Here is an 18,750-nt window from a genome sequence, read left to right on the forward strand (position 1 = left end):
GTGGATGGGTGTCCCGTAGCGTGTGCGGTGCAGCTCTGGTCGGGGCTCTTTTGTCGGGTTGTGGGGGCGAGGCTGGTGCCCCCCCTGAGGATCTGGAGTCATCGGAATCCGGGGCCGTGTTCGAAAGCTTTTCGCCAACCGCCGAGAATCAGGGCAACTCGGAAAGTGACTCCGGGAAGCCGCCGGATCAGCGGGTTCACTCGGCAGGCATGTCCTGCTCGGGCGGTACCCTGACGTGGAGCCAGCCACGAACGGCCTGGAACTCCAACGTGAACACCCAGGGGACGTACTTCTGCAGCGCGAGTGTTCCCGTGACCGGCGATGGCTCCAGCGTCTCCGTCCTGGCCGCCGGCGCTGAGCGTACCGGCTCGGCGCAGATCCGCTGCTTCGATGGCACGTGGCAGTTCGTGAACGGCTCGTGCGACGGAAAGGTCGTCAACACCGTGACCGCCACGGGGAATGTCTCCGTGTGCTCCCACACGGATCCCGTGCGGAGCAAGTGGATCGGCTGGTACGTGGCCGACCTCAAGCGCTGCGCGGATGTCGTAGGACTCGATTGGTGGGCCACGCTCTACAACAGCAACACCGTTTGTCTCGCGTCCACCAACTACGATGGCTATGGCACCAAGGACGCCTGCTTTCGCGAAAACTTCCGAATCGTCGCGGGCGATTTGTACACGGAGGCCCAATCGACCGGTCACATCGCCGCCCAGACCGAGTTCGGCGCTTGCGGTCCACGCGCCGCGTACCCTTGGAGCAACGTCCTGAGCAACGGAATGCTCTGCAAATACCGACCCTGAGTTGTCCTAGCGTGCCTTGTTGAGGTGTGAGCCGGCATCCGCTCTCTGCCGGCTCGCATCCCTTGGGCTTCGCCGCTTTTGATCTTCTCGAGCTGGTTGAACTGCTGAGTGCGCGGCTGGGCCGGCGGGTGCCCCAAGCGACGGCACGGCCTGTCCACCGGGGCCCGGCGCACAGCTCCACATGCCCGGCCGTTCGCGTGGGCGTACACGGCGCTGCTGCTGACACTCCCGTGGCAGACGCGGCGCCGGGTGCGCCCACCGCCTTGCTTCCGGACGGAGCCGTGACGCACCTGCCGCGCGGATTTTTGAACGCTCGCGGTCCGTGACCCAATCGCAACAATGCCGGGGGCAAGTTGTCACGGGGCCTGAACCTCCGTGACACACGGCGTCGCTATATGCGTCCCCGTCATGTTCGAAACGTTCGACAGCGCCTCCAGCGCCCCCGCCGCCCGGCGGTTCGCGCTCTCCACCACCGCGTCGGTCGCCGTCTTCGGACTCATCGCCGTCACGGCGATGACCGCGGCGAACACGGTGAAGGAAGTCATCAAGGAGAAGAAGGTGGACGTCGTCTTCCGTCCGCCGCCTCCGACGCCACCTCCCGTCGTGGAGGTGAAGCCGCCCCCGCCGCCTCCGCCGCCCGTGAAGGTCACGCCTCGCGCCGCGCCGCCAGCGGTGGCCAGGGCCGCGCCGCCGCCCGCCGCGCCCGTCACCGCGCCCGCGCCGCTGAAGGCCCCGGACGCGGTGCCGCTCGACAGGCCGCCGGAAGCGGAGCAGGAGGTCGTCGCCGCCGCGCCCATGGCCGTCGGTGGCACCGGGACGCTCGTCCCTGGCGGCGTGGTGGGCGGTGTCGGCAGCGGTGAGGGGATGGCGATTGGCGGCGGTCGCGCCCAGCCCATCAACCTGCCGGAGTCCGCCACGCCTCCGGAGCCGCTGTCCGCGAACCTGCTGCCCGAGTACCCCTCCGACGCCCGCTCCAAGGGTCAGGAGGGGCTGGTCATCCTCAAGGGCGTCGTCGAGGTGGACGGCCGCGTCACCGGCCTCAAGGTGATGCGCGGGGATGAGCCCTTCGCCAGCGCCGCGCTGGCCGCCGTGCGCACCTGGCGCTTCCGGCCCGCCGTCGTGTCCGGCCAGCCCACCGCCGTCTTCCGCATCTTCAAGGTCCCCTTCCGCCTCAAGTCCTGACGCCCTCCTTCCCCCGGGAACACACCGCCATGAACTTCAACCTCAAAGAGATCTACGCGCACATGGGCGTCTTCGCCCTGGGCATCGCCTGGACGTTGATTGCCTTCGCGGTCGCGTCGCTGGCCGTCTTCTTCGAGCGCCTGTTCGTCTACTTCCGCTCGCGCGCCGCGTCCCGCAAGTTCGCCGGCCGCGCCGGCCCGCTCCTCGCGCAGCAGCAGCACGACGCGCTGGTGAAGGAGGCCGAGGGCAACAAGAGCAGCCACCTGGCGATGATGCTGGGCAGCGGCATGAAGACGTTCCTGTCCAAGTCCCGCGCGCCCGCCGGGAAGCTGGGCGCGGTGGAGCTCACGCGCCGCGACCTGGTGCGCATCAACGAGCGCATCACCGCGGACGTGCGCCGGGGCATGTCGGTGCTGGCCACGGTGGGTTCGGTGGCGCCGTTCGTCGGACTGCTGGGCACGGTGGTGGGCATCATCGAGGCCTTCGCCGGCATCGCGAAGGAGGGCTCCGGCGGCCTGGGCGCGGTGTCCGCCGGCATCGCGGAGGCGCTGGTCGTCACCGCGCTGGGCCTGCTCGTCGCCATCCCCGCGGTGCTGATGTTCAACTTCCTGTCCACCCGCGCGGACGCGCTGCTGCTCTCCCTGGAGCAGGCGCGCAGCGAGTTCCTGGACCACCTGGAGGACATGGCCGGCGACAAGCGCGCGGTGGCCACGCACGCGCCCCACCCGAGCAGCTCGGACGTCGTCTCCACCCGCGCCGAGGCCACCGATGTCGGCCACGCGTAGGAGCCTCACCCCGGAGATGAACGTGACGCCGCTGGTGGACGTGGTGCTGGTCCTCCTCATCATCTTCATGGTCGTCACGCCGCAGCTGGAGGCGGGCGCCGCGGTGGAGCTGCCCGTCGCGATGAACCCGGATCCGGAGAACAAGAACCTGGAGCCGACGACGGTGAGCCTCGCGGCGAACGGGTCCTTCTTCCTGGACCGCAAGCAGCTCACGCGGGACGCGCTGGTGGTGGAGCTGAAGTCGCTGCACCGGGCGAAGCCTGACGCGCCCGTGGTGCTCAAGGCGGACCGGGGCGTGGCGTACGCGCAGGTGCGCGGCGTCTTCAAGGCGATGCAGGACATTGGATTCCCGGGCATCAGCCTGCAGGTCATCGACCGGCAGAAGAAGTAAGGGGAGGCACGCGCCATGGCTTTCGACGTCGGTGGCAGCAAGGGCGGCATCCGCCCCACGATGAACGTGACGCCCCTGGTGGATGTGGTGCTGGTCCTCCTCATCATCTTCATGGTCGTCACGCCGCTGATGACCAAGAACCTGTGGATGAACGTGCCGGCGAAGGCGGACAAGACGGAGAACACGCCGCCCCCGCCGCCGGACGCGAAGCCGCCCGTGGTGCTCACGGTGGACAAGGCCGGCACGCTGCGCATCAACCGCGAGGAGGTGCCTCGCGACCAGGTGGTGGAGCGCCTGCGGCGCATGCTCAACGCGCGAGCGGACAAGATCGTCTTCTTCGACGCGAGCGACGCGGTGCCGTACGGCAGTGCGATGGAAGTGCTGGACCTGGCGCGCGGCGGGAACATCACCGTCGCCGTGCTGCCGGAGCGGCTCGCGGAGTGAGTCGTGCATCGGGTGTCCCGCGCGCGGCTCGGGCCGCGCGCGGTTCGTGACACCGAGTTTTCCGTTCCCCGCCAGAGACGTCACAAACCCTTCATCCCAATGCCACGGGCGTCGCGTTGATTGCGCGTCGCTGTCGGCAAGGAGAGCCGTGTTGTCTCGTTCGAACTTCGTGCGCGCCTTCGTGGCGTCACTCGTGATCATCACCCTGCCTGCCTTCGCGCAGGCACCCGGCGCCGCGCCGACAGCCCCTCTTGCGCCGTCCCCCTCCGCCACGCCCGGCGCGCAGCCCGCCGGGGAGCTGCCGCCTCCGCCGGGGACGTCCGGTGCCTCCACCGCGACGCAGCCGGACGGCGCGCTGCCCACCAGCCCCGCGCCCTCGCTGGGGACCCAGCCCGGGAGCGCCGCGAATCCGTTGCCCGCGTCGGGGAGCACCTCGCCCACGCAGTCTGACGCGACCGCTCCCGCGCAGGCCGCACAGCCTGGAACCTCCGCTCCCGCGCAGGCCGGAACCTCCACACCCGCGCCGACTGGGACCGTTGCTCCCGCGCAGGCTGGAACTTCCGCGCCTGCACAACCTGGAACCTCCGCTCCTGCGCAGGCCGCGCAGCCGGTGGATCCTTCCGCTCCCGCCGCCGCGCAGTCCGATGCCGTGACGGCCCCCTCCGCCGTGCCGGCCGAGGCCTCCGCGTCCGACGAGGCCGCCCTGGGCGATGAAGCGCTCGCGGAGTCCTCCACGCCGCCCCCCGGCTTCACGGGCATCCATGGCCGGCTCACGGACGAGGCCAACGGCGAGGGCCTCATCGAGGCCACCGTGAAGGTCGTGACGGGCTCGCAGAAGCAGGCCCTCACCGACCTGGACGGCAACTACCGGCTCGCGCTGCCGCCGGGCAAGTACGACCTGCGCGCCTTCTACGACGTGTACCAGGGCCGCCGCATCACGGGCGTCGTCGTCACCCAGGGCAAGGCCACGAAGCTGGACGTCGCGCTCAGCGCGGACGTGGGCGCGGTGCAGGAGGTCGTCGTCGAGGCCCGCTCCGACCGCCGCGCCGAGGGCGCCCTGCTCCAGGACCGCAGGAAGGCCGCCGCCGTCTCCGACGCCATCAGCGCGCAGGAAATTGCCCGCACGCCGGACTCCAGCGCCGGTGACGCCGTGAAGCGCGTGGTCAGCGCCACCGTGGTGGACGGCCGCTACGTGCTGCTGCGCGGCCTGGGTGGCCGCTACGCCACCACGCTGCTCAACGGCGCGCTGCTGCCCAGCCCGGAGCCGGACGAGCCCAGCGTGCCGCTGGACCTGTTCCCCACCAGCCTGCTCGCGAACCTCAACGTGGTGAAGAGCTACACGCCGGACCTGCCGGGCACCTTCGGCGGCGGCACGCTCCTCATCGAGACCAACACCTACCCGTCCCAGTTCGAGTTCAAGCCGCGCCTCACCCTGGGCGGCGACACCGTGACCACCTTCCGCGAGCGCAACTCGCAGGCGCAGGGCGGCTTCGGTGAGGCGCTGGGCTTCGCGAACTCCAGCCGCGACCTGCCATCCGAGCTGCCCCGCGACCACCGCCTGGGCGCGGGTGGAGAGACCGCGCAGCAGTTGGAAGGCCAGTGGGAGAGCTTCACCAACGTCTGGGAGCGCCGCACCACGCGCGCCCTGCCCAACCTGGGCCTGGGCGCGTCGCTGGGCGACACGCTGCGCTTCGGCAACCAGCGGCTGGGCTACCTGGCCACCGTCAACTACGGCCACCGCGACGGCGTGCAGACGGGCGACTTCGCCCGCGCGTCCCGCGACGAGTCCGGTTCGCTCATCCCCCAGGACGTCGCGCGCACCACGCAGGGCTTCTCCACCGCGAACCTCAGCGGCCTGGCCAGCGTGGGCTACCAGTTCGATCGCGACAACGAGCTGACCTTCTTCAGCCTCTACACGCGCGGCACCGACACGCGCACGTACACCGCCAATGGCAACAACAACGTGCGCGGTGATTCCTACTCCAGCACCCGGCTCCAGTTCATCACCCGCGCCCTGTCCTTCAACCAGCTCCGGGGCTTCCACCGCCTGGGCCTGCTGGGCGACGCGGAGCTGGACTGGCAGGCCAACCTCTCCCGCGTGGGCCGCGACGAACCCGACACGCGGGACACGCTCTACAGCGCCAGCCTCAACAACCCCGGCGCGCAGCTGTCCTTCCCCAACCAGCCCAACAGCGGCGAGCGCTTCTTCGCCGAGCTGGGCGAGACGTCCGCCGGCGGCAGCGTCAACCTCACCCTGCCCTTCACCTCTGGCCTCAAGGTGAAGGTCGGTGGCCTGACGCAGGTGTCCTTCCGCGACTTCAACGCGCGCCGCTTCCGCTACCTGCTCAACGACACGCCGGTGGACCGCACCCAGTCTCCCGAACAGCTCTTCTCGCCGGAGAACGTGGGCAACGCCATCACCGTGCGCGAGACGACCCGCGCGGACGACGCCTACAACGCCTTCCTGGGCATCTACGCCGGCTACGTGTCCGCGGACTACCAGCCCCTGGAGCCGCTGCGCCTGGTGGGCGGCGTGCGCCTGGAGGCCTCCCAGCAGAACCTCACACTGAAGGACCCCTTCACGGGCGTGGAGGGCGAGGCCGGGGGCACGGATCAGCGCTACCTGGACGTGCTGCCGTCGTTCAACGCCATCTACGCGCTGTCCGACAAGGTGAACCTGCGCGCGGGCTACAGCTACACGCTGGCGCGGCCCACGTTCCGCGAGCTGGCGCCCTTCATCTTCTTCGACTTCGTGCGCCGCCGGAACGTGTCCGGCAACCCCGACCTGCTGGAGACGCGCATCCACAACGTGGACGCTCGCGCGGAGTGGTTCGTCGGGGAGAACGACGTGCTGGCCGCGAGCGCCTTCTACAAGCGCTTCCAGGACCCCATCGAGCGCGTCATCCGCAACCCGGACAGCGGCGACCTGGGCTTCGAGAACGCCGCGGGCGCGGACAGCTATGGCCTGGAGTTGGAGGCGCGCACGTCGCTGGCCCGCTTCAGCCCCGCGCTGCGCCCGGTGCGCGTGGGCGCGAACCTCACGCTCATCCAGTCGCGGGTGGACCTGGGTGACTCCGCGGTGGTGGGCGCGCAGACGAACAAGGACCGCCCGCTCCAGGGCCAGTCGCCCTACGTCATCAACGTCAACGTGGGCTACGAGCGGCCGGAGAGCGGCACCGAAGTGGCCGCCCTCTACAACGTGTACGGCCAGCGCATCAGCGAGGTCGGCGTGCAGGGCCTGCCGGACGTGTACGAGCGGCCCTTCCACCGCGTGGACCTCACCCTCACCCAGAAGCTGGGCGCGACGCAGCTGAAGCTGACCGCCGCGAACATCCTCAACGCGTCCGTCACCCTGCGCCAGGGGGACGTGACGGTGCAGACGTACAAGCCCGGCATGGCGTTCACCGCCGCGCTCGGCTGGGCCCTGTAGCTCCCATCTCCTCCCGAAAGGACGTCACCCATGAAGCGCCTGTTTGCATCCGTCCTCGCCCTCTCCAGCCTCACGCTGCTGTCCGCCTGCGGCGACGACAAGGAAACGCCCAACACGCCGGACGGTGGGGATCCGCAGGCCACCGCGCAGGACGTGAGCGCGAACATCACCGAGGACACGACGTGGAAGGCGGGCACCACGTACACGCTGAAGAACTACGTGTTCGTGGAGAAGGGCACGCTGACCATCGAGCCGGGCGCCACGGTGCTGGGCGACCAGGGCAGCGCGCTGGTCATCACCCGCGAGGCGAAGCTCCACGCGGTGGGCACGGCGGAGAAGCCCATCGTCTTCACCAGCGCGCAGGCGGCGGGCACGCGCACGGCCGGTGACTGGGGCGGCGTGGTGCTGCTGGGCAAGGCGCGCATCAACGTGGCCGGCGGCGAGAACACCGTCGAGGGCTTCTTCGCGACGAGCGGCGACGTGAAGACGAAGTACGGCGGCACGGACGACGCGCACGACTGCGGCAAGCTGAAGTACGCGCGCATCGAGTTCGCGGGCTACGAGCTGGCCGAGGACAACGAGCTCAACGGCCTGACGGTGGGCGGCTGCGGCACGGCGACGGACATCGACTACGTGCAGGTGCACAAGGGCGCCGACGACGGCGTGGAGATGTTCGGCGGCACCGCGGGCCTGAAGCACATCGTCGTCACGCAGGCGGACGATGACGCCCTGGACTACGACCTGGGCTGGCGCGGCAAGGTGCAGTTCCTGGTGGTGCAGCAGAACGCCACGGTGGGCAACCGGGGCATCGAGGCCTCCGGCAACAAGAACGACAACGCCGCGCAGCCGCACTCGGTGCCGGAGATCTGGAACGCGACGTTCATCGGCTCCGGGCGCCCGGCGGGCACGGCGCCCGCGCAGGAGGGCCTGGTGTTCAACACGGGCGCGGGCGGCATCCTGCGCAACATCATCGTCGCGAACTTCGCGGACCTGGCCATCGACGTGGACGGCACGGCCTCCGCGGCGCTGTGGAACGCGGCCACCCCGGAGCTGTCGCTGCAGAGCACGCTGTTCTGGTCCAACCGGGGCGACACGCTGGCCATCCCGAACGCGCCGAACCCGAAGAAGGACGCGTCCGGCGCGGTCACCGACGCGGACGTGAGCAGGTTCGTGGAGGCGGAGAAGGTGCTGGCCGCGGGCCTGAACAACAAGGTCGCGGACCCGCAGCTCACCGCGGCGCTGAACCTGGAGGCCCCGGACTTCACCCCGGCGGCGGGCTCCCCGGCGCTCAACCCGGACAACGCGGCCACGCCCGGCGCGGGCTTCGACACCAGCGCCCGCTTCGTCGGCGCGGTGGGCACCACCAACTGGCTGACCGGCTGGACGGCGTTCCCGAAGAACTAGCTTCAAGCGTGTGACACGGACCGCGTGCTCCGGGCTTCAGGCCTGGGGCACGCGGTTCTCGCTTCAGCCTACGACGGCAGGCCGGAGGCCGCGTCGTCCTGCGCGCCGGCCAGGGACTCCGGGCTGTTGCCACCCTCGTTGAACAGCGTGCCGCCGGCCACCGGACGCACCTTGGGGGGACGGCCGCGACGGCGCGGGGCGTTCTCCTCGGAGCCGGACGCCATGCCCACCGGCTCCACCGTGGACTGCGGCCCTTCCGCCCGGCCCGCCTTGCGCGTCGGACGCGGCAGGTGGATGGCCTCCAGCTTCGCGCCCAGCTCCGCGTCGTCCTCCGCGAACACCTTCGCGTACGCCAGCGCCCGCTGCCCCTTCTGGAGCAGCGACTCCTGGCTCTCGTTCAGCACCTGCCGGGCCGCGTCCAGCGCCGCCTGCGCGCGCGCCACCGCCTCCGCCTTCTCCCGCACCAGCGCCGCGGCCTCGCCCAGCACCGCCGTGTCCACGTCCGGGAACTTCACGTCGGCCAGGTCGGTGGCGAACAGCTCGAGCAACCCGCGCAGCGCGGGGGAGATGGAATCGTTCTCGGGGGAATCGAACATGGGCAGGCCTCCTCACAAGGCGTTGAGGCCTCCTATCTGCCCAGATGTTCAGTGTCCTTTCAAGGGGTCTGTTCCCGGGCCGGAAACTCGGCTCCGTGAGCTTCGTCAAGGACCCCTGGCGGATCAGTCCACCCGCACCAGCGCCACGTCCCGCACCCCCACCGACGGATCCACGTCCACCGCCAGGAAGTGCCGGCCCACCCCGTCGAAGGCCTCCGGAATCGCCCCGCCCCCTCCGGAGATGTACGCCGGGATGCCCGCGTTCGAATACGAGTAATAGGAGTGGATGTGCCCGTAGAGCGTCAGGTCCACGCCCGCTCGCGCCATCTTGCCCACCAGCCCCGCCGCCTCGCCCCGGACCGCGAAGCCTCCACCCCGGACGCCAATCGGATCCAACGGGGGGATGTGCATCGCCACGACGTGCACCGCGTCGCGCGCCTCCTCCAACCACCCGTCCATCTGCTGCTCCACCAGCGGATCCACCGTGCTGCTGCCGGAGTCCAACAGGCTGAAGTGCACGCCCCGGAAGGTGAAGTGCTGGCTCGCCCGCCCCACCAGCCGCTGGTACTCCCGCGCGTCGTCCGTGAAGGTCTCGTGGTTGCCCAGCGTCGCGAACAACGGGATGCGTGAGCCCGCCTCCAGCCGCTGCTGGAACTCCTCCAACTGCTCGCGCGTCCCGTACTCCGTCAGGTCCCCCGCGAAGAAGATGAAGCGCAGCGTGGGGTCCGCGTTCAACCGCGTGTAGACGTCCCCCACCTTCGACAGCGCCTCCTGCACGTCCGCCAGCGCCGCGAACCGGAACGGCTCGCGCGAGTCCCAGTCCGGAGGCGCCACCGTCAGCCTCGCCGTCGAGCCCGGCCGCAGCGCCACCCGCCACGCCTTCACCGTCGGGTGCGCGTCCGGCAGGGGCTCCATGGCGAGCGCCTCACCGGAGGCATCCACCGCCACCAGCGCCGCGTCCGGCATCGCGTTGTGCACCGTGAGCAGCCAGTCCGCTCGCGCCCGCGCCCCCGCGTCCACCCTCACCGTGAACACCGGGGCCTGCGCCCACAGCTCCAGCGCCCCCGCCCCCAGCGTCCGCACCGACGCGAGCCCGCCCTCCACCTCCACCGTCAGCGCCTCGCCCTCGGACTGCCCCACGCGCGCATCCCGCACCGCGCGGTCCTCGCCCGGCCGCGCGCACCCCGCGGACAGCAGGGCCGCCGCCAGCGCCACCGCCCCCACCACGTCCAGCCCACGCGACACACCGCTCACGAGTCACCTCCCACCGCGTACACCAGCGACAGCCGCCCCATCAGCGCGCCACCCGCCTGCGCCTCCGCCGCCACGCCCCAGCGGTCCGTCAGCAGCACGCGCCCCCTCAGCCCGAAGGAGCCGATGATGCCGCCGCCCCGCCCGCGCAGCCCGCCCACCAGGCCGTCCTTGCGGTGGTCGTAATAGAGCATCGCCTCGCCCCTGAACGGCCCGCCCCGCCCCAGCCACACGCCGTAGCCGAAGGTGTAGAGCAGCTGCCCGTGCAGGTTGTCGTCCGCCACCTCGCCCGGATAGCTGTAGCCCTGGTACGACAGGCCCACGCTGCCCTCCGCGAAGGAGCCGGCCATCCTGGGGCTCAGGCGCGCCATCGCGTAGCGCCCCCGCAGCGACACCTCGCCGCCGCCCAGCGTGAAGCCCTCCGTGGGATAGCGGTGGTAGGTCGCGAAGCCCTCCACGTCCAACGCCGTGCCGTCCCCGCGGCCTGGCGCCCGCTCCGGCGCGCCCCACAGCCGGTACGCGGCGCCCGCGCGGATCCACGCATTGCCCTCGTCCGGCGCCAGCCGCGCCGACGCCTCCAGCCGCACCGCCGACAGCCGCGCCACCGCCCCCACCGCGAAGAAGTTCTGGTAGTCCGCCGTCGCGTCGCCCACGTACTGGTAGCCCAGGTCGAACTCCAGCGGCGGCAGCGTGGACGGCACCTTGCCCTGGCCGAGCCCCGGCGACGTCACCGCGTACAGGTTCGCCAGCATCGACATGGAGAACAGCCCCGCCCCCGTCAGCGACACCGCGTACAGGGGGCCGATGGTCCGCCGCGACGCCCCGGTGAGCGCGATGGGCACCAGCCCCGCCCCCAGCAACCCCAGCCCCACCGCCTCCACCGCGAAGAGCTGCTTCGCCGTCGCCGTGTCTCCGGCCGCCCACGCCCCCAGCCCGTGCAGCAGCAGCCCCGGCACCACCGCCACCACCACCGGCAACGCCTTGAACGGCGGCAGCGGCGCGTCCTCCTGCATCAGCCGCACGCGGGGCTCGGACACCCGGCCTCCGCCCTGCGCCAGCACGCCGCCAGCGCCGTCCTGCTGGAGGTTGATCCGCTGGAGCCCACCCGCCTCCGCGTAGACGGGGATGCCCCCGGCGCGCTCGGGCGCCACCACCGGACCGGACTCCGCCGCGGACGCGGTGGGCACGGGCCGGGGCCCTGCGTCCGTCAGCACCCGGGTCATCACCTCCGGGGGCACCACCGACGCCTTGGAGCCCTTGCGCGCCGGGATGTCCCGGGGCACGTCGCTTCCGCCCAGCTCCGGCCCCGTCGCCAGCAGCTCGAACGCGGACAGCCACCCACCCCCGTCCTGCGCCCGCGCGCTCCCCGGGGCCAGCAGCAGCCCGAGCGCCACCGCGAAGGTGGCCCACCCTTTTCCGTCCGGGCGCGCATTCCCCATGGCCGTCGTCTCGCTTCCCTGGGGCGGCCTTCCCGCCCCTCCCACCCGGACCCGAGGTCCTGGATGGCGCAGGTGATAACCCCGCGCCCCGGAAGCGCTGAATGAAGCGCCGTGAAGAAGTGTGAACCGCCATAGCAGCCCACCTCACGCCCGCCGCCCACCCACCCTGGACGTCCAGTCATTTCCACGGGTTGTCACAACCCACCACACCCACGTCCCCCCCTGCTGGCACCCGGAGCGAAATCTTCGCATGCCATGCGAGCGCGCCCGGGACTTTCGGGCGAAGGCGAGTATGCTCGGGCTTTCCCCTTTACCGGCCCCGTCTGATCGCCCGTGGCAGAACCCAGTCCCCAGCACTTCGGCAAGTACGTCCTGGTCTCCAAGATTGCCGCGGGGGGCATGGCCGTCACGTATCGCGCGCGCCTGACGGGGGCGGCCGGCGTCACGAAGCCTTGCGTCATCAAGCAGATCCTCCCGCACTTCGTGGACGACCACGACTTCGTGGAGATGTTCATCAGCGAAGCGCGCGTCGCGGCCGGCCTCACGCACGGCAACATCGCGCAGATCTTCGACTTCGGTGAGGTGGACGGGCAGTACTTCATCGCCATGGAGCTGGTGCACGGCCAGCCCCTGTCGAAGGTGCTGCGCCGCGCGGCGCGCGCCGGGGTGGGCTTCTTCCCGCAGCCGCTGGCGCTGCACATCGCCAGCAAGCTGTGCGAGGGCCTGGACTACGCGCACCGCCACGTGGGCGAGGATGGCCAGACGCTGGGGCTCGTGCACCGCGACGTGTCCCCCGACAACGTCCTCATCTCCTACGAGGGCGAGGTCAAGGTCATCGACTTCGGCATCGCCAAGGCCACCAGCGCGGTGGAGGCCAAGACCTCACCCGGCACGCTCAAGGGCAAGTACCCGTACTTCTCCCCCGAGCAGGCCCGGGGACGGCAGGACCTGGACGCGCGCACGGACGTGTACGCCGCGGGCATCGTCCTCTACGAGATGCTGTGCGGCCGGCGCCCCTTCGAGGGCGAGTTCGTCACGGTGCTGCCGCGCATCATCGACGGGGACTGCCTGCCCCCGTCCGCCATCAACCCGGGCGTGGGCGAGGACCTGGAGCAGATCGTCGCGCACGCGATGGCGGTGGACCGCGACGCGCGCTACCAGACGGCGAAGGACCTGAGCGAGTCGCTGGTGGAGATGCTCTACCGCGACACGCCGCGCTTCACGCCCACGATGCTGAGCCAGCTCATGGCGTACCTCTTCGCGGAGGAGCTCACCGCGGAGGGGCGCAAGGTGGAGCTGCCGCCCAGCTTCAAGGATCAGCTGGCCGCGTGGCAGTCCCCGTCGTCGGAGCCTTCCCAGGGCCGCGCGCGGATGCCCTCCAGCAACGGCCGGGTGTCCAGCCCCGGCGGGGTGCGCGCGTCCAATCCGGGCGTCCAGCCCCGGGCGTCCAGCCCCGGCGTGCGCTCGCCCAGCGCGTCCGGCCTGCGCCCCACCCCCACCAGCGAGGGCGGCAAGCGCGGCACGGGCACCCAGGCCACCGTCGTGCGCAAGAGCGCCCCGGGCACCCGCCGGGCGACCACGCCGGGGGGAACGCGGGAGACCACCGGCACCGGACGGCGCCCGCTGCCGCCCGAGCTGCCCCCCGAGCCCGACACGGACTCCGGCATGGAGCCCACGGCGATGCCGGTGCTCCCCACCTACGCGGCGCCCCGGGACACGCCGGTGGAGACGCCCGAGGCGGTGCCCACGGAGGTGGGCACGGAGGTGGGCGCGGACGCGGAGGACAAGCCCGCGCTCCGGGTGCGCACCACCGTGGACGAGGCCCGCGAGAAGCTGGCCGCCGAGGACGCCGAGCGCGAGCGCAAGCGCGTGAAGCAGGTGCGCGCGCTGAGCCTGGGCGTGTTCGCCCTCACCGCGGTGGTGCTCTTCATCGGGCTGCTGGTGCACCTGCTGTCGCCGCCGGAGGTCGCCACCGAGGAGTCGGGCCCGGTGGCCATCCTGTGGATCACCTCCAAGCCGGAGGGCGCCTCCATCGTCGTCAACGGCCAGCCGTCCGGCACCACGCCCAACCGCGTCCTGGGCGCGGACGTGCGCACGCCCCACACCATCGTCATCACCAAGCCGGGCTACCGCGCGTGGACGCGGCGCTTCTCCCCCAACCAGGCGGAGTACCACCTCAAGGCGGAGCTGGAGGTGGCGCCCGGCACCACCCAGATGGTGTCTGAAATCCCCACCACCGGCATCGACGCGGGAGGCCCGTCCGTGGACGCGGGCGCCGTCGTCGCCGCGCTCACCGGAGACGCGGGCACGGACGCCGACGCGGGCACCGCCGTCGCCGCGCTCGCCGGAGACGCCGGGCTGGAGGACGACGGGGGCACGGCCGCCGTCGCCGCCGCGACCGAAGCGCCGCTCGAGGGCCTGGACCGCGAGATGCGCGTGGTGGACTACCCCACGCGCCTCCTGGTGCTGCGGCCCGTGTACAACGCCCTGCCCGTGCTGGAGTACACGCCGGCCACCATCGACGTGTCGCCGGGGACCGGCTACTCGGTGTGGACCGAGGGCAGCGCGGCGTTCGAGAACGGCGACGGCACCGCGTCCGGCACGCTCATGTACTACGCGGAAGGGGAGCTGCCGGCCGACAACGCCGTGGGCTTCATCAGCGCCGCGCCCCGCACCCTCAAGGGGGCCAAGCGGCTGCACTTCTTCGCGCTGGACGACACCGGCCCGGAGGACAACCGGGGCTCCATCCGCGTGCACCTGCGGCAGTCCGTCTACGTGCCGCCGCGCTCCGTGCTCTTCGAGCCCCAGAAGAACGCCTTCCAGGTGAAGGCCCGGCACCAGATGCTGCTGCGGGGCATGGACCCCAAGTCCACCTACCTCATCACCGTGCGCGACGACTTCGCCGAGGTGCGCGCCGGCGCCCAGGGCCGCGTGAAGACGGTGCTGTGCGTGGAGAAGGGCCGGGCCCCGGAGGACGTGCGCCGCTCGCACCGCCTCTTCGAGGCGGGCAAGCGCTACCAGGTGTCCGGCGTCAAGGACCTGCGCTGCGTCTTCCCGGACACGAACCTGGACGACAACAGGGGCGCGCTCGACTTCGACATCGTCGACGTGACGAACATGTCCCGCAAGGAGCGCGCCGAAGCGCTCCGCGGTGCCAGCCGCTCGGAGCGTTAGCCTCCGCGCCGCAGGGCGGCCGGACAGCCGGGCCCCTGGCCACGGGCCCGTCCGGCAGGCGGGCTTCAAGGGCACCCGGGGCATGCCCCTGACGCACGGCTCCCATCCCGGAGGCAGTGCCTACCCTCACGGACATCCACTTCGTGTTTCCGGGAGTCCGTCCATGATGCCTGTGCTGTCGTCGACTGGTCTGGTGCTGCACAACCTGGGTCTCGCCGCCGGTTTCGGTGGTTCGCTCTTCGGGAAGATTGCCCTCAACCCGGCCGTGGCCGTCATCGAATCCCGCGAGGAGCGCGGCCAGGTGGTGAACGCCGCCTGGAACGGCTTCAACATCGTCAACGCGGCGTCGGTGGGGCTGGCGGCCGTCACCTGGCTGGTGGGCCGCTCGCGGCTGACGGGCCGGGAGATTGACGGCACGACGCGCGGGCTGGTCATCGCCAAGGACGTGCTGCTGGGCGCCACCGTGGCGCTGGGCGCGGCCAACATCATTGGCGGGGCCTTCCTGGCGAAGCAGGCGCCCGAAGGCGCCGTCCCCTCGGAGACGGGCCTGACGCCCACCGCCAACACGCCCGAGGCCGCCGCCAAGACGATGAAGGCGCTCGACGCGGGCGGCATCGTCAACCTCATCTCCATGGCGGGCGTCATCGCCGTCACCGCCATCCTCAACATGCGCGCGGGCAGCTCCTCGCGCTGGTCGCTGGTTGCCAGGTTCCTTCCGTAAGGGCTTCCGGGGGCCGCCTGCGGTTCGCCGCGGCCCGGCTCGACAAGGATGGGAAGGGCGCGTGGGCGCGGATGCCTTGGAAACGGCACCGGGCCCACGGGTCTTTCCAACCCGGGGCCCGGCGCGCACTCCAGGAGGCCTTGCGTCAGGCCTCAGATGTCCAGGTTCTGCACGTCCAGCGCGTTGCGCTCGATGAACTCACGGCGGGGCTCCACCGCCTCGCCCATCAGCAGCGAGAAGATGTCGTCGCTCTCCACCGCGTCCTCCACCCGCACCTGGAGCAGCGTGCGCGTGAGGGGGTTCATGGTGGTGTCCCAGAGCTGCTCCGGGTTCATCTCACCCAGCCCCTTGTAGCGCTGCAGGCCCAGGCCCTTCTGCGCGTCCTTGCGGACCGCGGCCAGCACCTCCTGCACGGAGAAGGCCGTCACCTCGCCCGCGTCCACCTGGACGCGGTAGGGCGCCTTGCCCAGCGCCTGGAAGGCCTCCCGCAGGCTGACCAGCTCCAGGTACTCCGGCGACGACAGGTACGCGTGGTCGAAGACGGACTCCTTCATGGAGCCGTTCACGTCCGTGGAGATGATCAGCTTCTTCGCCTGGTGCTCGGGGTCCTGCTGCACGTCCTTGAGCATGCGGCCCATCACGTCCGGCATGCGCCGCTCGCAGTAGGCGCGCATGGCGTCGTACTCGGCCAGCACGGCGGCCTCGTCCGTGAGCAGCTCCGCGCTCAGCTTCGTCGCCTGCACCACCGCGTCCACGACGCGCGCGTCGCGGCGCTTGGCCTGCTTCTCCAGCCGCTCCTCGTAGGTGATGACCTTCTCCAGGAGCGCCTTGAAGTCGCTGCCCCCCAGCTCGCCGTGGGGCGTCTTCACCCGCGTGTGCTCCGCGGCGATCTTCAGGAGGTACTCGTTGAGGGCGCGCTCGTCCTTGACGTAGATGTCCTTCTTGTTGCGCGTGACTTTGTAGAGCGGCGGCTGCGCGATGTAGACGTAGCCCCGGTCAATGAGCTCGCGCATCTGCCGGTAGAAGAACGTGAGCAGCAGCGTGCGGATGTGGCTGCCGTCCACGTCTGCGTCCGTCATCAGGATGATGCGGTGGTAGCGCGCCTTCTCCGGGTCGTAGTCCTCCGCCCCGATGCCCGTGCCCAGCGCGGTGATGAGCGTGACGATTTCAGCGCTGGTGAGCATCTTCTCGAAGCGCGCCTTCTCCACGTTCAGGATCTTGCCGCGCAGGGGGAGGATGGCCTGGTTGCGCCGGTCCCGGCCCTGCTTGGCGGAGCCGCCTGCGGAGTCACCCTCGACGATGTACAGCTCGCTCTCGTTGGGGTCGCGGCTCTGGCAGTCCGCGAGCTTGCCGGGCAGGCCGCCGCCGTCCAGCACGCCCTTGCGGCGCACCGTCTCCCGGGCCTTGCGGGCCGCGATGCGCGCGCGGCACGCGTCGCCAATCTTCGCCACGACCTTCTTGGCGAGCGGCGGGTTCTCCTCCAGGAAGGAGGCGAGCTGGTCGTTCACCATCTGCTCGACCAGGCCCTTCACCTCGCTGTTGCCCAGCTTCGTCTTCGTCTGCCCCTCGAACTGGGGGTTGGACAGCTTCACGGAGATGACCGCGGACAGGCCCTCACGGGCGTCCTCGCCGGTGGGCGTCTCCTTCAGGTCCTTCCACTGCCCGCCCTTCTCCGCGTAGCTGTTGAGCGTGCGCGTGAGCGCGGACTTGAAGCCGGACAGGTGGCTGCCACCCTCGTGGGTGTTGATGTTGTTGGCGAAGGTGAAGATGCGCTCGTCATAGCCATCGTTCCACTGCATGGCGATCTCCAGCGACACGCCCTCGCGCTCGGACTTGATGTAGACGGGCTTGTCGTGCAGCGCGGTCTTCGCCTTGTTGAGGTACTCCACGAAGGACGCGATGCCGCCGTCGAACTTGAAGTCGTGCTCCTTCTGCGTGCGCTCGTCGCGGATGGTGATGTGCAGGCCGGCGTTGAGGAACGCCAGCTCGCGCAGCCGCTGGCTGAGCGTTTCGAAGTTGAAGTCCGCCGTCTCCATGATGGTGGGATCCGGCTTGAAGTGGATCATCGTGCCGCGCTTGTCGGTGGTGCCCACCTCCACCGGCGGGCTGGTGGGCACACCGCGCGCGTAGCCCTGCTCGAAGACCTTGCCGTTGCGCTGGATGCGGACCCGGAACCACTCGGCGAGGAAGTTCACGCACGTGACGCCCACGCCGTGAAGGCCGCCGGAGACCTTGTACGCGCCGTTGCCGAACTTGCTGCCGGCGTGCAGCTCCGTGAGGACGACCTCCAGCGTGTCCTTGTGCTTGAACTTGGGGTCGGGGTGCGGGCCCACGGGGATGCCGCGGCCGTTGTCCTGGACGCTGAGCGAACCATCCACGTGGATGACGACCTCGATGTCCGTGCAGTAGCCGGCCAGGGCCTCGTCGACGGAGTTGTCCACGACCTCGTAGACGAGCTTGTGCAGCCCGTAGGTCATCGTGTCGCCGATGTACATGCCGGGGCGCTTGCGGACGGCCTCCAGGCCTTCGAGCTTGGTGATGCTGTCCGTCCCATACTCGGCTGGCGGCGCGGCCAGCGCGGCGCCGGTAGCGGGGGTCTTTTCCATGTGAAGCATGTCCTTGGGAAAGGCTGCCGTTGCGACAGGGCTGTGCCTGCTGTGCCTACCACCACCGGGCATCCCGGACAAGGTTCGGGAGCCCGCGCAAGGCTGCGGAAAGATTCATGAATCAGGCGTCGAAACGCGAGGGCGGGAGGCGGTCCTCCAGCGCCGCGAGCAACTCTTCATAAACAGCCCTGCGGGCGAAAAGATGTCGCGTCACGAGCACCCTTCCCTCCTCCTTCAGGAACAGGCCCAGCACGCTCCCCTTGCGGCCGACCCGGCGCACGGAATCAATCTGTCCCCAGTGCAGCTCCAGGGGCTTGCCGCTGAAGGGCCGGGCCACCCGCACCCCCGCGTTGTCCAGGGTGATGCCCCAGCCTTCACGGGGGCGCAGCCGGTGCACGGACACCAGGAAGGTCAGCATCAGGCCGGCGCTGATGCCGGCCCGCGCCATGGCGAGCAGCCCCCCGCCGCCCCGGTAGTCCGCCAGGGCCCAGGCGGTGAGGACCGCCAGCAGGCACGCACCCAGGAAG

General features: G+C 70.7%; 14 protein-coding genes. 9 read left to right on the top strand and 5 right to left on the bottom strand.

Features of this window, described 5'->3' with window-relative positions:
• The first annotated feature begins 116 nt into the window (after positions 1 to 116).
• The 7 genes from OV207_RS16055 (at position 117) to OV207_RS16085 (ending at position 8,436) form a co-directional block, all read left to right on the top strand.
• Positions 117 to 800: a hypothetical protein gene (locus tag OV207_RS16055; protein ID WP_267556074.1), complete on the top strand. Its 684-nt coding sequence runs from the start codon at positions 117 to 119 to the stop codon at positions 798 to 800.
• A gap of 408 nt (positions 801 to 1,208) precedes the next feature.
• Positions 1,209 to 1,982 carry an energy transducer TonB gene (locus OV207_RS16060; RefSeq protein ID WP_267556075.1) on the top strand — a complete coding sequence of 258 codons (774 nt, stop codon included), beginning with the start codon at positions 1,209 to 1,211 and terminating at the stop codon, positions 1,980 to 1,982.
• A gap of 29 nt (positions 1,983 to 2,011) precedes the next feature.
• Positions 2,012 to 2,767, top strand: coding sequence for a MotA/TolQ/ExbB proton channel family protein (locus tag OV207_RS16065; protein ID WP_267556076.1), 756 nt, complete (start codon positions 2,012 to 2,014; stop codon positions 2,765 to 2,767).
• The gene (locus OV207_RS16070) at positions 2,751 to 3,158 is read left to right on the top strand and encodes an ExbD/TolR family protein (RefSeq protein WP_193349881.1); all 408 of its coding nucleotides are present in this window, start codon (positions 2,751 to 2,753) and stop codon (positions 3,156 to 3,158) included. Before OV207_RS16065 ends, OV207_RS16070 begins: the two co-directional genes overlap by 17 nt.
• 15 nt (positions 3,159 to 3,173) lie before the next feature.
• Positions 3,174 to 3,602 carry an ExbD/TolR family protein gene (locus OV207_RS16075; RefSeq protein ID WP_267556077.1) on the top strand — a complete coding sequence of 143 codons (429 nt, stop codon included), beginning with the start codon at positions 3,174 to 3,176 and terminating at the stop codon, positions 3,600 to 3,602.
• A gap of 148 nt (positions 3,603 to 3,750) precedes the next feature.
• On the top strand, positions 3,751 to 7,032 hold the full coding sequence (locus OV207_RS16080) for a TonB-dependent receptor domain-containing protein (protein WP_267556078.1): 3,282 nt from the start codon (positions 3,751 to 3,753) through the stop codon (positions 7,030 to 7,032).
• A 30-nt stretch (positions 7,033 to 7,062) separates the two neighbouring features.
• Positions 7,063 to 8,436, top strand: coding sequence for a hypothetical protein (locus tag OV207_RS16085; protein ID WP_267556079.1), 1,374 nt, complete (start codon positions 7,063 to 7,065; stop codon positions 8,434 to 8,436).
• Between the two features lie 68 nt (positions 8,437 to 8,504).
• On the opposite strand, the gene OV207_RS16090 is transcribed toward OV207_RS16085, so the two are convergent.
• The 3 genes from OV207_RS16090 to OV207_RS16100 form a co-directional block, all read right to left on the bottom strand.
• Positions 8,505 to 9,032: a hypothetical protein gene (locus tag OV207_RS16090; RefSeq protein ID WP_267556080.1), complete on the bottom strand. Its 528-nt coding sequence runs from the start codon at positions 9,030 to 9,032 to the stop codon at positions 8,505 to 8,507.
• 123 nt (positions 9,033 to 9,155) lie between these two features.
• Positions 9,156 to 10,286 carry a metallophosphoesterase family protein gene (locus tag OV207_RS16095; protein ID WP_420715224.1) on the bottom strand — a complete coding sequence of 377 codons (1,131 nt, stop codon included), beginning with the start codon at positions 10,284 to 10,286 and terminating at the stop codon, positions 9,156 to 9,158.
• Positions 10,283 to 11,722, bottom strand: a complete 1,440-nt coding sequence (locus OV207_RS16100) for a hypothetical protein (RefSeq protein WP_267556081.1) — start codon at positions 11,720 to 11,722, stop codon at positions 10,283 to 10,285. The genes OV207_RS16095 and OV207_RS16100 overlap by 4 nt, the downstream gene beginning before the upstream one ends.
• A gap of 333 nt (positions 11,723 to 12,055) precedes the next feature.
• Here OV207_RS16100 and OV207_RS16105 point away from each other — a divergent pair, with 333 nt between their 5' ends.
• Positions 12,056 to 14,896, top strand: a complete 2,841-nt coding sequence (locus OV207_RS16105; RefSeq protein WP_267556082.1) for a serine/threonine-protein kinase — start codon at positions 12,056 to 12,058, stop codon at positions 14,894 to 14,896.
• Positions 14,897 to 15,059: 163 nt separating this feature from the next.
• Complete coding sequence (locus OV207_RS16110; protein ID WP_193349888.1) at positions 15,060 to 15,617, top strand: hypothetical protein; 558 nt, start codon at positions 15,060 to 15,062, stop codon at positions 15,615 to 15,617.
• Positions 15,618 to 15,769: 152 nt separating this feature from the next.
• On the opposite strand, the gene gyrB is transcribed toward OV207_RS16110, so the two are convergent.
• Positions 15,770 to 18,223 (bottom strand): DNA topoisomerase (ATP-hydrolyzing) subunit B, encoded by a 2,454-nt coding sequence (gyrB, locus tag OV207_RS16115; protein ID WP_193349889.1) that lies wholly within the window; start codon positions 18,221 to 18,223, stop codon positions 15,770 to 15,772.
• 121 nt (positions 18,224 to 18,344) lie between these two features.
• Positions 18,345 to 18,750 (bottom strand): hypothetical protein (locus OV207_RS16120; RefSeq protein ID WP_267556083.1); only part of this gene is annotated, 406 nt, incomplete at its 5' end.

This window comes from Corallococcus sp. BB11-1 (genome assembly GCF_026626625.1).
GTDB classification, from domain to species: domain Bacteria; phylum Myxococcota; class Myxococcia; order Myxococcales; family Myxococcaceae; genus Corallococcus; species Corallococcus soli.

Bases quoted from the DNA above. Each gene is read 5' to 3' on its own strand.
- OV207_RS16060 (WP_267556075.1), top strand. From the start codon at position 1,209: ATGTTCGAAACGTTCGACAGCGCCTCCAGCGCCCCCGCCGCCCGGCGG.
- OV207_RS16065 (WP_267556076.1), top strand. From the start codon at position 2,012: ATGAACTTCAACCTCAAAGAGATCTACGCGCACATGGGCGTCTTCGCC.
- OV207_RS16070 (WP_193349881.1), top strand. From the start codon at position 2,751: ATGTCGGCCACGCGTAGGAGCCTCACCCCGGAGATGAACGTGACGCCG.
- OV207_RS16075 (WP_267556077.1), top strand. From the start codon at position 3,174: ATGGCTTTCGACGTCGGTGGCAGCAAGGGCGGCATCCGCCCCACGATG.
- OV207_RS16085 (WP_267556079.1), top strand. From the start codon at position 7,063: ATGAAGCGCCTGTTTGCATCCGTCCTCGCCCTCTCCAGCCTCACGCTG.
- OV207_RS16090 (WP_267556080.1), bottom strand. From the start codon at position 9,032: ATGTTCGATTCCCCCGAGAACGATTCCATCTCCCCCGCGCTGCGCGGG.
- OV207_RS16100 (WP_267556081.1), bottom strand. From the start codon at position 11,722: ATGGGGAATGCGCGCCCGGACGGAAAAGGGTGGGCCACCTTCGCGGTG.
- OV207_RS16110 (WP_193349888.1), top strand. From the start codon at position 15,060: ATGATGCCTGTGCTGTCGTCGACTGGTCTGGTGCTGCACAACCTGGGT.
- gyrB (WP_193349889.1), bottom strand. From the start codon at position 18,223: ATGGAAAAGACCCCCGCTACCGGCGCCGCGCTGGCCGCGCCGCCAGCC.